The sequence below is a fragment of the Sphingomonas azotifigens NBRC 15497 genome (assembly GCF_002091475.1).
Lineage (GTDB): Bacteria > Pseudomonadota > Alphaproteobacteria > Sphingomonadales > Sphingomonadaceae > Sphingomonas > Sphingomonas azotifigens.
Map to the genome: position 1 here is coordinate 18,097 of NZ_BCTR01000042.1, position 13,948 is coordinate 32,044.

13 protein-coding genes are annotated in these 13,948 nt (G+C 68.8%); 8 read left to right on the forward strand and 5 right to left on the reverse strand.

All coding sequences use genetic code 11. The annotated features are described in order from the left end of the window. Nucleotides 1–37: 37 nt before the first annotated feature. Genes lpdA through SAZ01S_RS14905 form a run of 5 tightly spaced genes read right to left on the reverse strand, consistent with a single transcriptional unit; the run spans nt 38 to nt 3,957 of the window. Nucleotides 38–1,435 (reverse strand): dihydrolipoyl dehydrogenase, encoded by a 1,398-nt coding sequence (gene lpdA / locus SAZ01S_RS14885; RefSeq protein ID WP_084583059.1) that lies wholly within the window; start codon nt 1,433–1,435, stop codon nt 38–40. Beyond that, on the reverse strand, nt 1,428–2,024 hold the full coding sequence (locus SAZ01S_RS14890; protein WP_369688881.1) for an endonuclease domain-containing protein: 597 nt from the start codon (nt 2,022–2,024) through the stop codon (nt 1,428–1,430). The genes lpdA and SAZ01S_RS14890 overlap by 8 nt, the downstream gene beginning before the upstream one ends. Beyond that, the gene (locus tag SAZ01S_RS14895; protein ID WP_084583060.1) at nt 2,024–2,419 is read right to left on the reverse strand and encodes an acyl-CoA thioesterase; all 396 of its coding nucleotides are present in this window, start codon (nt 2,417–2,419) and stop codon (nt 2,024–2,026) included. The genes SAZ01S_RS14890 and SAZ01S_RS14895 overlap by 1 nt, the downstream gene beginning before the upstream one ends. Next, the gene (locus SAZ01S_RS14900) at nt 2,412–2,639 is read right to left on the reverse strand and encodes a hypothetical protein (protein WP_084583061.1); all 228 of its coding nucleotides are present in this window, start codon (nt 2,637–2,639) and stop codon (nt 2,412–2,414) included. The genes SAZ01S_RS14895 and SAZ01S_RS14900 overlap by 8 nt, the downstream gene beginning before the upstream one ends. 13 nt (nt 2,640–2,652) lie before the next feature. Then, a complete protein-coding gene (locus SAZ01S_RS14905; RefSeq protein ID WP_084583062.1) occupies nt 2,653–3,957 on the reverse strand; it encodes a pyruvate dehydrogenase complex dihydrolipoamide acetyltransferase in 1,305 nt (434 codons plus the stop codon). 129 nt (nt 3,958–4,086) lie between these two features. Here SAZ01S_RS14905 and SAZ01S_RS14910 point away from each other — a divergent pair, with 129 nt between their 5' ends. The 8 genes from SAZ01S_RS14910 (at nt 4,087) to SAZ01S_RS14945 (ending at nt 13,869) form a co-directional block, all read left to right on the forward strand. Beyond that, the gene (locus tag SAZ01S_RS14910) at nt 4,087–4,542 is read left to right on the forward strand and encodes a universal stress protein (RefSeq protein WP_084583063.1); all 456 of its coding nucleotides are present in this window, start codon (nt 4,087–4,089) and stop codon (nt 4,540–4,542) included. Between the two features lie 40 nt (nt 4,543–4,582). Then, entirely contained in the window at nt 4,583–5,884 is a 1,302-nt protein-coding gene (locus SAZ01S_RS14915) for a M28 family metallopeptidase (protein WP_084583064.1), read from the forward strand. Between the two features lie 68 nt (nt 5,885–5,952). Continuing rightward, entirely contained in the window at nt 5,953–6,675 is a 723-nt protein-coding gene (locus SAZ01S_RS14920; RefSeq protein ID WP_084583065.1) for a response regulator, read from the forward strand. After that, nucleotides 6,672–8,006 carry an ATP-binding protein gene (locus tag SAZ01S_RS14925; RefSeq protein ID WP_084583066.1) on the forward strand — a complete coding sequence of 445 codons (1,335 nt, stop codon included), beginning with the start codon at nt 6,672–6,674 and terminating at the stop codon, nt 8,004–8,006. The genes SAZ01S_RS14920 and SAZ01S_RS14925 overlap by 4 nt, the downstream gene beginning before the upstream one ends. 110 nt (nt 8,007–8,116) lie before the next feature. Next, nucleotides 8,117–9,214 carry a Gfo/Idh/MocA family protein gene (locus SAZ01S_RS14930; RefSeq protein WP_084583067.1) on the forward strand — a complete coding sequence of 366 codons (1,098 nt, stop codon included), beginning with the start codon at nt 8,117–8,119 and terminating at the stop codon, nt 9,212–9,214. A gap of 11 nt (nt 9,215–9,225) precedes the next feature. Then, nucleotides 9,226–11,460: a glycoside hydrolase family 3 N-terminal domain-containing protein gene (locus SAZ01S_RS14935; protein WP_084583111.1), complete on the forward strand. Its 2,235-nt coding sequence runs from the start codon at nt 9,226–9,228 to the stop codon at nt 11,458–11,460. After that, nucleotides 11,460–12,803, forward strand: coding sequence for a GntT/GntP/DsdX family permease (locus SAZ01S_RS14940; protein ID WP_084583068.1), 1,344 nt, complete (start codon nt 11,460–11,462; stop codon nt 12,801–12,803). Before SAZ01S_RS14935 ends, SAZ01S_RS14940 begins: the two co-directional genes overlap by 1 nt. 13 nt (nt 12,804–12,816) lie before the next feature. Further along, nucleotides 12,817–13,869, forward strand: coding sequence for an SMP-30/gluconolactonase/LRE family protein (locus SAZ01S_RS14945; RefSeq protein ID WP_084583112.1), 1,053 nt, complete (start codon nt 12,817–12,819; stop codon nt 13,867–13,869). Nucleotides 13,870–13,948 lie beyond the last annotated feature (79 nt).

The window sequence follows — 13,948 nt, forward strand, 5'->3', positions numbered from 1 at the left end:
AGTCTATCGGCGGGGAAGGGCTCCCCGCCGGTTCGGATCAGATGTGCAGCGCGCGACCATAGGCGCCGAGCACGGCCTCGTGCATCGTCTCGCTGATCGTCGGGTGCGGGAACACCGTTTCCATCAGCTCGGCCTCGGTCAGCTCGCCGGTCTTGCCGATCGTGTAGCCCTGGATCATCTCGGTCACTTCGGCGCCGATCATGTGCGCGCCGAGCAGCTCGCCGGTCTTGGCGTCGAACACCGTCTTCACGAAGCCTTCCGGCTCGCCGAGCGCGATCGCCTTGCCGTTGCCGATGAACGGGAAGTTGCCGACCTTCACCTCGTAGCCCGCTTCCTTGGCCTTGGCTTCGGTGAGGCCGACGCTGGCGATCTGCGGGTGGCAATAGGTGCAGCCCGGGATGTTGCGCGGGTCCATCGCATGCGGATGGCCGCCGTTGATGGCCTCGGCCGCGATCACGCCCTCATGGCTGGCCTTGTGCGCGAGCCACGGCGGCGCGGTAACGTCGCCGATCGCCCAGAGGCCGTCGACATTGGTGCGGCAGGCCGCGTCGGTGACGATATGGCCGCGCTCGGTCTTCACGCCCAGCGTCTCCAGCCCGATATTCTCGGTGTTCGGCACGATGCCGATCGCAACGATGACGTGGCTGAATTCCTCGACGGTGACCTTGCCGTCCTTGCCCTTGATCGACGCCTTCACGACCGTGCCCGTCACGTCGAGCTTCTCGACGCCGGTCTGGGTGAGGATGGTCATCCCCTGCTTCTTGAACGCCTTCTCCAGATGTGCGGAGATGTCCTTGTCCTCCACCGGCACGATCCGGTCGAGCATCTCGACGATGGTCACGTTCGCGCCCATGTCGTTGTAGAAGCTGGCGAACTCCACGCCGATCGCGCCCGAGCCGATGACCAGCAGCTTGGTCGGCATCTCAGCGGGCGTCATCGCGTGGCGATAGGTCCAGATGCGCTTGCCGTCGGCCTTGGCGAAGGGCAGGTCGCGGGCGCGCGCGCCGGTCGCGACGATGATGTTCTTCGCCTCCAGATCGGTCTTCTTGCCGTCTGCCGCGGTGACGGTCAGCTTACCCTTCGCGGTCAGCACGCCGGTGCCCATGTGCACGGCGATCTTGTTCTTTTTCATCAGGTGCGTGACGCCCTGATTGAGCTGCTTGGCAACGCCGCGCGAGCGCTTCACCACCGCGTCCAGATCGGCGCTGATCTGGTTGGCGATCAGGCCGTACTCCTTGGCGTGCTGCATATAGTGGAAGATTTCCGCCGAGCGCAGCAGCGCCTTGGTGGGGATGCAGCCCCAGTTGAGGCAGATACCGCCGAGCAACTCGCGCTCGACAATGGCGGTCTTCAGGCCCAGCTGGGCCGCCCGGATCGCCGCGACATAGCCGCCGGGGCCCGAGCCGAGAACGATGACGTCGTAGGATTCAGCCAAGGTGTGCTTCCTTCTGCTCCCTCCCCCCTTGCGGGGGAGGGCTGGGGAGAGGGGTGCGGACGGCGGGGCTCGATGCCCCGGCGACCGCGTTCAGGGCCGACAGGATGGCGGTGGCGACCGCATCGGAGTCGGCGGGAATGTCGTTGTTGTAGAAGCGCAAGATGGTGAAGCCTTGCGCCTTTATCCATGCATCGCGTGTGGTGTCGTATGCGCTGTCGATATGCTGGGAGCCATCCGCTTCGACGATGAGCCGCGCCTCGAAGCAGATGAAGTCGACGATGTAACGGCCGAGCTTCTGCTGGCGCTTCCACTTCCAGCCCGCCAGCCGCTTCGCGCGGAGGAGGGACCATAAGCGGCGTTCGGCCTCGGTCGGGTCTTTCCGCATTTCGCGCGCTCTGGCGAGCGCGCGCCCTCTCCCTCCCACCGCCTGACGGCGGCGGGCCCCTCCCTCCCCCGCAAGGGGGGGGGGGCTAGAAGAGGGAGATGCGTCAAGCCTGCGCTCCCTCCCCCCTTGCGGGGGAGGGCCGGGGAGAGGGGGCAGCGAAGGGACGGGCTCGATGCCCGTCCCTTCGCTATCCATCCCCATCATCACGCAATCGCCTCCACCGGCCGCGGGCGCTTCTCGGCGTCGATGGCGACGAACACGAACTGCGCCTGGGTGACGAGGCAGCTTTCCTCGACATGTCGGCCGCGGCGCCAGGCCTGGACCTCGATGGTCATCGAGGTGCGGCCGACCTTGACGAGTTCGGCATAGACCGAGACCTCGTCGCCGACCGCGACGGGGGAGTGGAACTTCATCCCCTCCACCGCCACCGTGACCGCGCGGCCGCGCGAATAGCGCGAGGCGAACAGCCCCGCCGCCATGTCCATCTGGCTCATCAGCCAGCCGCCGAAGATGTCGCCATAGGGATTGGTGTCCGCCGGCATCGTCGTCACCCGGATCGCCGGCTGGCGATCGGGCGGGCCGCCCTGTTGATCAATCATCGCGAGCAGCCTCCTTGTGTCCGTTCAGCCGAGCACGATCCTCGGCATAGGCCCGCCGCAGCGGACCGATGCCCATCGCCACCACCGCCACCATCGCGACATAGGCGACCAGCCAGATGTCGTGGGTGGCGCGGCGGTAGGACCAGGCGGCGAGCGACGCGATGACCCACGCCGCGATCAGGCCGACCACGATATGGATGACTTCTACAAGCACGCGCACCGCCCGGCTCCGATCAGGCGATCATGCCCATCGGGGCTTCGACGAGTTCCTTGAAGACCTTCATCATCTCGGCCCCGTCGGCACCGTCGATGGCGCGGTGGTCGAAGCTGCCGGTGGCGCTCATCACGGTAGCGACGGCGAGCGCATCGTCGACGATGTACGGGCGCTTCTCGCCCGCGCCGATCGCCATGATCATGCCCTGCGGCGGATTGATCACCGCCTCGAACTGCTTGATGCCGTACATGCCCATGTTGGACAGGCTGGCGGTGCCGCCCTGATATTCGTGCGGCTGCAGCTTGCCCTCGCGGGCGCGGGCGGCGAGGTCCTTCATCTCGGTCGCGATGGCCGAGACGCTCTTGTTCGCCGCATCCTTGATGATCGGGGTGATCAGGCCCGTCGGCGTCGACACCGCGACCGACACGTCGGCGCGGCTGTACTTGATCAGCTTGTCGCCGGTGAAGGTGACGTTGCACTTGGGCGTACGCGCCAGTGCGACGCCGAGCGCCTTGATCAGCAGATCGTTGACCGACAGCTTCACGCCGCGCGCTTCGAGCGCCTTGTTGAGCTCACCGCGCAGCTTGAGCAGCGCGTCGAGGCGGATGTCGACCGTGAGGTAGATGTGCGGGACGGTCTGCTTCGACTCGGTGAGGCGACGCGCGATCGTCTTGCGGATGTTCGAGAGCTTCTCTTCCTCATGCGGAATCGAGTCGTCGAACCAGACCGCCTTGGTCTCGGCGGGCGCGGCGGCCGGAGCAGCCGTGGGGGCGGGGGCAGCAGCGGCAGCGGCCGGTGCGGCAGCCGGGGCGGCGCCGGGCTTGGCGCCCTCGACGTCGGCCTTGACGATGCGGCCGTTCGGGCCCGAGCCGGTCACCGTTGACAGCTCGACGCCCTTGTCGGCGGCGATGCGGCGGGCGAGCGGGCTCGCCTTGACGCGCGAACCGGTGGCAGCGGCAGGCTGTGCGGCCGGTGCAGGAGCCGGAGTCGGCGTGGGAGCAGCTGCGCTAGCGGCCGGTGCCGGAGCGGGCGCAGGGGTCGGGCTCGGCGCGGGGGCGGCGGTGGCGGAGGAGACGTCCTCGCCTTCGCCGGCGATCACCGCGATCACGGTACCGACCTTTACGTTATCGGTCCCTTCGGCGACCAGGATCTTCCCGATCACGCCTTCGTCGACCGCTTCGAATTCCATCGTCGCCTTGTCGGTTTCGATCTCGGCAAGCAGGTCGCCGGATTTCACCGTGTCGCCTTCCTTGACGAGCCACTTGGCAAGCGTGCCCTCCTCCATGGTGGGAGAAAGTGCCGGCATCTTGATTTCGATTCCCATGAAGGTTCCCGTCGTTGGTCCTGGGGTGGCTGCCCTCTCCTTTGCCGCCGCAAACCCTAGGGTCAAGCCCCGCTCTTGCGCGGCGGCCCGCGCCGGTCCACTGAACGCGTGATTACAAGGAAAGCCCCCATGCGCACCTATCTGGTGGTGATCGACGATTCGCCCGAGGCCGAAATCGCGCTGCGCTTTGCCGCGAGGCGGGCGACGAAGACCGGCGGCAACGTTGAAATCCTGGCGCTGCTCCCGCCGGCCGAATTCGTCCAATGGGGCGGCGTGATGGCGACGATCGAGGAGGAAGCTCGCGAGCGCGCGGAGGCGCTGGTCATGCGCGCGGCGGGCACGCTGTTTTCCGAATCTGGGCTCACGCCGTCGATCACGGTGCGCGAAGGCGACGGGCCGAAGGTGGTGCGCGAGATGCTGGCAGCCAATGCCGACATCGCCGCGCTCGTGCTGGGCGCAGCGCCGAGCGGTGCGCCGGGCAAGCTGGTCACGCACTTCACCGGCGCCGATGCCGGCAAGCTCACCGTGCCGGTGATGATCATCCCGGGGTCGCTCGATATGGATGCGATCGATCGCTTGAGCTGAGTCGATTGACCGGCGGGCCCGTGCGCGTCAGCATAAGCCCATGCGCGTCCTCGCTCTTTTGCCGCTCTTACTGCTCGCCACGCCTGCGCTCGCGCAGGACCGCCCCGATCCCGCGCGCCTGAAGGCGAGCGTCGAGACGCTGGTCCGCTTCGGTACGCGGCACACGCTTTCCGATCCGGACAGCCCCACCCGCGGCATCGGCGCGGCGCGGCGCTGGTTCGGCGGCGAGCTGGCGAAGGTCGGCGCAGCCTGTGGCGGCTGCATCGAGACCAGCGAGATCGCGCGGGAGTTCAAGGGACCGCGCGCGCCCAACGGCGTGCGGATCGTCGACGTGCTCGGCATCCAGCGCGGCAGCGAGCCGAACCGCGTGGTGATCGTGATGGGCCATATCGACAGCCGCGTCACCGACGTGATGAACGCCACCGCCGATGCGCCCGGCGCCAATGACGACGCCTCGGGAGTCGCGCTGGTGCTCGAATCGGCGCGGATCCTGTCCAAGCACAAGTTCAGGGCGACGATCGTCTATGCCGCGCTCTCCGGCGAAGAGCAGGGCCTGTATGGCGGCCAGCTGCTTGCCGAAACGGCCAAGGAACGCGGCTGGGCCGTCTCCGCCGTACTCAACAACGACATCGTCGGCAACACGATCGGCCAGGACGGACGGCGCGTCGCGGATCGGGTCCGCGTCTTCTCCGAAGGCACACGCGACTCGGAGACCCTTGCCGAAGCCAAGGCACGCCGCGCCGATGGCGGCGAGGATGACGGCCCCAGCCGGGCGCTCGCCAAGGCGATCCGCGGTGTCGCGGCGGCGGATCCCAAGGGCCTCAAGGTGCTGATGGTGCGCCGTCCGGACCGGTTCGGGCGCGGCGGCGACCATTCACCGTTCCTCGCGCTCGGCTATCCGGCCGTGCGCTTCTCGGTGGGCGTCGAGAATTACGACGCGCAGCACCAGGATCTGCGGACCGAGGCGGGCAAGGCGTATGGCGACACGGTCGACCGGATGGACTTCCCCTATCTCGCCAGGGTGACCGCGCTCAACGTCGCGACGCTGCGCCGCCTGGCCAGCGCACCGGCCGCCCCGGAACCCGTCATCATCAGCGGTGCGCTCGCCACCGACACCACGGTAAAGTGGCCGGCGGTGGCCGGCGCCGCGAAGTACCGGGTCTATTGGCGTCCTGCGGACAGCGATGCGTGGACCCACCATGTCGACGTGGCGGGCGACCAGACCGAGACCGTGCTGAAGGGCATCATCGTCGACGACAGCTTCGTCGGCGTCTCCGCGCTGGCCGCAGATGGTGCCGAGAGCCTGGTCAGCTTCGGCGCCCGTCCGGTGCGCGAACGTTGAACCAGCGGCCGGACACGTCCATAGGGGCCGCCGACGGGGGCGGATTGGTAGATGAGTCGAGTTTAGGTATGGCAACGCTTCCCGCTTCCGACGATCCCGCGACCCTGCTGGTGGTCGATGACGACCGCGACATCCGCCTTCTGCTTGCGAACAGCCTGGGCGCGCGCGGCTATCGGGTGGAAACGGCGTCCAACGCCCGCGACATGGACGCCATCCTCGAAAAGATGCCGGTCGATCTGGTGATCCTCGACGTGATGATGCCGGGCGAGGACGGCCTCTCGGCCTGCCGCCGCATCACCACCGCCGACGGCCCCGACGTGATCCTGTTGAGCGCGCTCGGCGAGGAGCAGGACCGGATCCTGGGTCTCGAGGTCGGCGCCGGCCATTATCTGCCCAAGCCGTGCAGCCCGCGCGAGATCCTGGCAACGGTGCGCGCGGCGCTGCGCAAGCGCGGCAGCACCGCGGCGCCGCCGGCGGGCGATGTCTACACCTTCGAGGGATGGCGGATCGACCTGGGCAGCCACGAGCTGTTCGATCCCGCCGGCGTGCTGGTCGGCCTGACCGATGGCGAGTTCGCGGTGCTGCGCGTGTTCATCGAGCGGCCGCGCCGGGTGCTCACCCGCGAGGCGCTGCTCGCCGCGGCGCGCGGGCCCGATTCCGATGCCTATGACCGCGCGATCGACGTGCAGGTCAGCCGCCTGCGCCGCAAGTTGCGCTCGGGCGCCGACGAGATCATCCGCACGGTGCGCAATGAGGGCTATCTGTTCGTGCCGCGCGTGAATCGCGCATGAGCAAGGCAGCGGCGGCGTCCCGGTCGCCGCTGTTCCTGCGCATCTTCGTGCGGATGCTCGCCTGTGTGGCGGTCGTTCAGCTGCTCAATTTCGCGCTGCTCTTCTGGGTCCAGACGCCCAGCCCCAAGCTGCATACCGTCGGCCAGATCGTCCAGGCGATGCGCGACCCCAGCGCCGCCCCGGACGGGTTCGAGGTGCTGCGCGCCCAGTCGGTCGAGCGCCAGCCCTGGAATCCGCGGGCGGAGCGGACCGAGGTGGCGCTGGCCACCGCGCTCGACGTGTCGCGCGACGATGTAATCCTGCGCTTCCCGGTCGGCTTCCTGCAGCGTGCGCCGGTTTACAATCGTGCGGGGGTGCCGCCCGCGCCCGCGCCCGCCAGTGCGACCGCGGCGCAGGACGTGCTGATCACCGGCGGGTTCGAAGCGGCGCTGCGGATGCCCGACGGCAGCTGGCGCACGGTCAGCCCGGGCGAGGGGCTGGAGCCGTGGCGGCTGTTCGTCATCGCCTGGCTGCTGCTCTCGGCTCTGGCGGCGGCGGCGTTCGCCTGGGCGATGGCACGGCGGTTCGCCCGGCCGATCGGCGCCTTCGCCCGCGCCGCCGAGCGGCTGGGCCGCGATCCCCGCGCGCCGCCGATCGAACTCGACGGACCCGCCGAAATCGCCGAGGCGGCGCGCGCGTTTAACGACATGCAGGCGCGGCTCAACCGCTATGTCGACGATCGCGCGACGATGATCGCGGCGGTGGCGCATGATCTGCGCACCCCGCTGATGCGCCTGGGCCTGCGGATCGAGGATGCCGATCCGGCGATCCGCACCGCCTGCGAGTGCGACATTCGCGAGATGCAGGCGATGATCTCGGCGGTGATGGCCTATGTGCGCGAAAGCAGCCGCATCGGCGTGCGCCGCCCGCTCGACCTTCGCTCGCTCGCCGAGACGGTGGTCGACGAAGCGTCCGATCGCGGCGCCGCCGTCACCCTGGAAAGCGGCGATCCGGTGGTGATCGAGGCGGACCCGATCGCGCTCAAGGCGATGCTCGCCAACCTGGTGGGCAATGCCGTCAAATATGCCGGCGGCGCCGAGCTGGTGCTCGTGCGGCGCGAGCGCGAAGCGGTGGTCGCCGTGCGCGATCGTGGACCCGGCATTCCCGACGACGACATGGAGCGGGTGTTCGATCCCTTCTTCCGCGGCGAGCGCTCGCGCAACCGCGACACCGGCGGGATGGGCCTCGGCCTCGCCAGCGCGCGCGCGACGGCAAGGGCGCATGGCGGCGATATCGAGCTCCGCCGTCGCGATGGCGGCGGATTATGTGCGATGGTGACCCTTCCGCTTTGATTCCAGCGGCTTCCATCTACGACCCCGAGCTACTGGCCCGTCTCCGGGATTGTTGATACCGCTATCGGCCGCGCGGCGCGCACCAGCCGCAGGGGACGAGGAGAAGGATCATGGGAACGCGACGCGACGTGCTCGGCGGGATCGGCGCCGGGGTACTGGCCAGCGCACTCGGCGGATCGGCAGGGGCCGCGGCGCCCAAGCGCAAGCTCGGCTATGCGGTGGTCGGCCTCGGCTATTATGCCACCCAGCAGATCATGCCCAACCTCAAGGACTGCGAGTTCGCCGAGCTGAAGGCATTGGTGAGCGGCACCCCGGCCAAGCTCGAGAAATACGGCGCCCAGTACGGCATCCCCAAGACCCATCAATACAGCTACGAGACGTACGACCGGATCCGCGACAATCCGGACATCGACATCGTCTATGTCGTGCTGCCCAACTCGATGCACGCCGAATACACGATCCGCGCGCACCAGGCCGGCAAGCATGTGATGTGCGAAAAGCCGATGGCGGTCTCGGTCGCGGAATGCCAGGCGATGATCGCGGCGGCGAAGAAGGCCGGCAAGAAGCTGATGATCGGCTATCGATGCCATTTCGAGCCGTACAATCTGAAAGCGATCGAGACGGTGAAGTCCGGTGCGCTTGGCAAGCCGACGCTGATCTTCGCCGAGCACGGCTTCTACGCCGCGCCCAACCAGTGGCGGCTCGACAAGGCGCTGTCGGGCGGCGGATCGATGATGGACATCGGCATCTACAGCCTCAACGCCGCACGCTACCTGTCCGGCGAGGAGCCGGTCGAGGTCAGCGCGATGGAAGTTACCGATCGCAGCGATCCGCGCTTCAAGACGGTGGAGGACCGGATCGACTGGCAGTTCCGCTTCCCCAGCGGGCTGATCGCCAATTGCGTCTCCAGCTACAGCTCGAACCACAATCACTACCGCGTCACCGGCCGCAAGGGCTGGGTCGAGCTGGAGCCCGCCACCAATTATGAGGGGCAGGAAATGTGGACCCGGATCGACGGCAAGCGCGAGCAGGTGGAGCTGCCCAAGCCGGCCAAGAACCAGTTCGTCCGCCAGCTCGACCATCTGCCCGAATGCATCCTGAGCGGGCGCGAGCCGATCGTCTCGGGCGAGGAGGGGCTGCGCGACATGCGGCTGATCGAGGCGATCTACCGCGCGGCGCGCGAGCATCGGGCGATCACGCTGGCATGAAGCAGGCAGGCATGAATCGCCGGAACGTATTGGCGGCGGGCGCGGTGCTCGCCGCTTCCGCCTGGACCCCGCTTGCCCGCGCCGCCCGGCCGCTGGGTGCCGACCACCGCGCGCGCATCCAGGCGCTGCTCGGCCAGATGACGCTGGCCGAGAAGGTCGGGCAGATGAACCAGATCGCGGGCGGGCGGCAGAAGTCGCTCAACTCGAAGCTCGACGCGGCGATGCTCGATCGGGTGCGCAAGGGCGAGATGGGCTCGTTCCTGCACGTCGCCGGCGCCGAGCCGCTGCGCGACCTGCAGCGCGTCGCGGTGGAGGAATCGCGGCTCAAGATCCCGCTCCTCTTCGCGATGGACGTGATCCATGGCTATCGCACCATCCTGCCGGTGCCGCTGGCGCTGGCGGCGAGCTGGGACGCACGTGTCGCCGAACAGGCCGCGCGGATTGCGGCGGAAGAGGCCTGGGCGGCGGGGCTGCACTGGACCTTCACCCCGATGGTCGACGTCGCGCGGGATCCGCGCTGGGGCCGGGTGGTCGAGGGCGCGGGCGAGGATGCCTATCTGGGCAGCCGCATCGCCGAGGCGCAGGTCGCCGGCTTCCAGGGCGCGGATCTGGGCAAGGGCATGCGGATGATGGCCTGCGCCAAGCATTTCGTCGGCTATGGCGCGGCGGAAGGCGGGCGCGATTACGACAGCGCGGAGGTGGGCCCGCGGACGCTCAACGAAGTCTATCTGCCGCCCTTCCATGCCGCCGCTCGGGCAGGTGCGGGCAGCTTCATGACCGCGTTCAACGCGCTCGACGGCGTGCCGATGACCGCCAATGCCGATCTCGTGCGCGGCTTCCTGCGCGCCCGGTGGCACTATCAGGGGCTGGTGGTGAGCGACTGGAACGCGATCCGCGAACTGGTCAACCACGGCATCGCCGCCGATGCGCGCGAAGCTGCCGTGCTGGCGCTCAAGGCCGGCGTCGACATGGACATGGCCAGCGGCAGCTACGCGACGTACCTCGCCGAAGCCGCCACGGCCGACGCGAGCCTCGTGCCGCTGATCGACGAGGCGGTGGGTCGCATCCTCGCCACCAAGGCGCGGCTCGGGCTGTTCGACGATCCTTATGGCTTCGGCGATCCCGCGCGCGACAAGGCGCCGCTGCGGCGGACCGAGGCCCGCGATCTTGCGAAGCGCTCGGTGGTGCTGCTCCGCAACGAAGGCGCGGTGCTCCCGCTCAAGCCGGGCGCGAAGCTCGCGCTGATCGGCGCGCTGGCGGACGATGCGTCTTCGGCGATCGGCTCGTGGCGCGCACGCGGGCAGGCGACCGACGCGGTGACGCTCAAGGCGGCACTTGCGGGTGCCGACTATCAGCCGGGCACCGATGTTCCGGCGGCGGTCGAGGCAGCCAAGCGCGCGGACGTCGTGCTCGTCGCACTCGGCGAGGATTTCAACCGCACCGGCGAGGCGCGCAGCTATGCGGAGATCGGCCTGCCCGAGGGGCAGGCGGCGCTGCTGGAGGCGCTGAAGGGCACCGGCAAGCCGATCGTCGCGATCCTGATGGGCGGCCGCCCGCTCGCGCTCGAACGCGAGCTGGCCGGGGTGCCTGCGGTGCTGCAGACCTGGCTGCTCGGCATCGAGAGTGGCCCCGCCATCGCCGAGATCCTCACCGGCAAGGCCGCCCCTGGGGGGCGCCTGCCGATCGGCATGCCGCGCCGGACCGGGCAATCGCCGCAAACCTACGCCCACTTGCCCACCGGCCGATCGGCCAATCCGGACCTGGCGGTGGACAGCGCACGCTATCACGATACCGATATCGGTCCGCTCTTCGCCTTCGGCCACGGCCTCACCTATGCCGAGATCGCCTATGGCCCGCTGACGCTGAGCGGCGAGACGCTCGCGCCCGGCGGCCGGATCACCGCATCGGTGCAGGTCACCAATCGCGGCACCATCGCGGTCGAGGAAGTGGTGCAGCTCTACGCCAACGATCCCGTCGCCACGGTCTCGCGGCCGGTGGCGGAGCTGCGCGGTTTCGCCCGTGTACCACTCAAGCCGGGGCAGAGCCGCACCGTCCGTTTCACCCTTACGCCCGAGCAATTCGCCTTCTGGCGGGACGGCAAGTGGATCGTGGAGGCGGGCGACATCCGGCTGATGGCCGGCGCCTCCTCTGCCGATCTGAAGAGCGAGGCGAAGTTCCGCATCACCGCCGCCGCCGAAGGGCAGGTGCCTGCCGCGTCGCTTTCCACGAAGGTGGAGGTTGCGTGATGGGCGAACCCTGGCATACGCTGCTCATCGTCGCAGGCAGCATCGCGACGGTCATCCTGCTGGTGCTGCGACTCAAGCTCCAGCCCTTCGTCGCGCTGCTGTTGGTCGCGCTGTCGACGGGCCTTGTCTTCGGCAACGATCCGCAGGCGGTGATCGCGGCGATCAAGAAGGGTACGGGCGAGGCGCTCGGCTCGGTCGCGGTGGTGATCGGGCTCGGCGCGGTGCTCGGCGGGATGCTGGAGGCATCGGGCGGCGTGCAGGCGATCGCTCGGCGGCTGCTTGACCTGTTCGGGCAGAAGCGGGTTCCCTGGGCGCTGACCGCGATCGGCATCATCATCGGCGTGCCGTTGTTCTTCGACGTCGCCTTCATCATCCTCGCGCCCTTGCTCACCACGCTGGCGGTGCGGGCGGAGCGGCGCGTCACCTATTTCGCGCTGCCGCTGCTCGCCGGCCTGATGACGATGCACGCGCTGCTGCCGCCGCATCCGGGGCCGGTCGCGGTCGCCGAGCTGCTCCACACCGATTATGGGCGGATGGCGCTCTATGGCCTGATCTGCGGCATCCCCTCGGCGATCCTTGCCGGCCCCGTCTTCGCCAAGCTGGCGCATGGCGCGCCCGGCTATGGCGCGATCGGTGCGCCGCCGATGCTCGACGAGGGCGCGCCGCAGACCAACGCGGTCGGCTTCGGCCCGGCGCTTGCCGCGATGCTGCTGCCGCTGGCGCTGATCCTGATCGGCACGGTGGCGAGCGAAACGATGGCGCCGGGGCTGGCGCGCTCGACGCTGGTGTTCCTCGGCCATCCCTTCACCGCGCTGATCCTCGCGGTATTGGCGGCGATGGCGTGGCTGCGCTTCGTCGCGGGGGCGGGGTTCGAGACGCTGTCGAAGATCAGCACCCGCGCGCTGGAGCCTGCCGGGCTGATGGTGCTGATCATCGGCGCAGGCGCGGCGTACAAGGAAGTGCTGATCGACTCGGGCGCGGGCAAGCAGATCACCATGGCGGTGCAGGCGGCGCAGGTTTCGATTCCGGTCTTCGCCTTCCTGCTCTCCGCCTTTGTCCGCGTCGCGCAGGGGTCGGCGACGGTGTCGATGGTCACCGCGGCGGGGCTGGCCGCGCCGCTGATCACCGCAGCCGGACTGGGGCCCGACCGGATCGCGCTGGTCACCGTCGCGATCGGCGCAGGGGCGACCGTGGCGAGCCATGTCAACGACACCGGCTTCTGGCTGGTGAAGCAATATCTCGGCCTCACCGAAGCGCAGACCTTTCGCAGCTGGACCATCGGTGCCACCATCGCGGGACTGACCAGTTTCGCCATGGCGCTGCTGCTATGGCCGTTCGTCTGAGGGGATGCTGACCATGTTCGCCACCACCCGCCGCACCTTGCTCGGCGGCCTTGCCGCGCTGCCGCTGCTGCCCGGCATCGCGCAGGCGGCGGGCGAGGGGACGATCACCCGGCTCGATCCCGAGCTCGACGCGCTGCTCGACATCGAGTCGCCGCTCGAGGTGATTTCGAGCGGCATCCAATGGGCCGAGGGCCCGGTATGGATTCGCGACGGCGCGGTGACCGGCGGCGCCGCAGGCGGGGCAAGCGCATTCGATCGCAGCTATCTGCTCTTCTCCGACGTGCCGGCGAACATCGCCTATCGCTGGGACGGCAAGGAGACCAAGCCGTTCCTGGTGCCCTCCGGCCTCGCCGGGCCGATCCCCAAGGGGGTGCGCGAGGCGGGCTCGAACGGGATGATCCAGGGCCGCAAGGGCGAGCTGCTGATGGCCGACAGCGGCACCCGCGCGATCGCGGCGGTCGACCTGGAGACCAAGGAAAAGACGATCCTCGCCGGCACGTACGAGGGCAAGCGCTTCAACAGCTGCAACGATCTGGTGCAGGCGAAGAACGGGGCGATCTATTTCACCGATCCGCCCTATGGCTTCACCGAGGGCGACCAGTCGCCGCTCAAGGAGCTGCCGTTCAACGGCGTGTACCGGCTCGACCCCAACGGCACGGTGCACCTTATCGAATCGAAGCTGACGCGGCCGAACGGGATCGGCCTCTCGCCCGACCAGCGGACGCTGTATGTCTCGGTGTCGGATGATGCCGCGCCCTATACCTGGGCCTATTTGCTGGGCGCGGATGGCCTCGCGACGGGCCGGAAGATCTTCCTCGACCATCGCGCGGGCACGGCGGCCGGGCTGCAGGGCCATGCCGACGGGATGAAGGTGGCGGCGAGCGGGCATCTCTATGCCAGCGGGCCGGGCGGCATCCATGTCGTGGCGCCGGACGGACGGCGGCTGGGGCTGATCTCGACCGGCAAGAAGGCGGCGAATTGCTGCTTCGGCGAGGATGGGAAGACGCTGTTCATCACCTCCAGCGACCAGGTGTTCCGCCTGCGCCTGCGCGCCTCCGGCTGGTAAGCGGGGCACTCGCGTTCGAGATCGGCCGCCCGCGCAAGGGGGGCTGCTCCTCTCGTCAGGGCAGGGGGACTGCATAGGA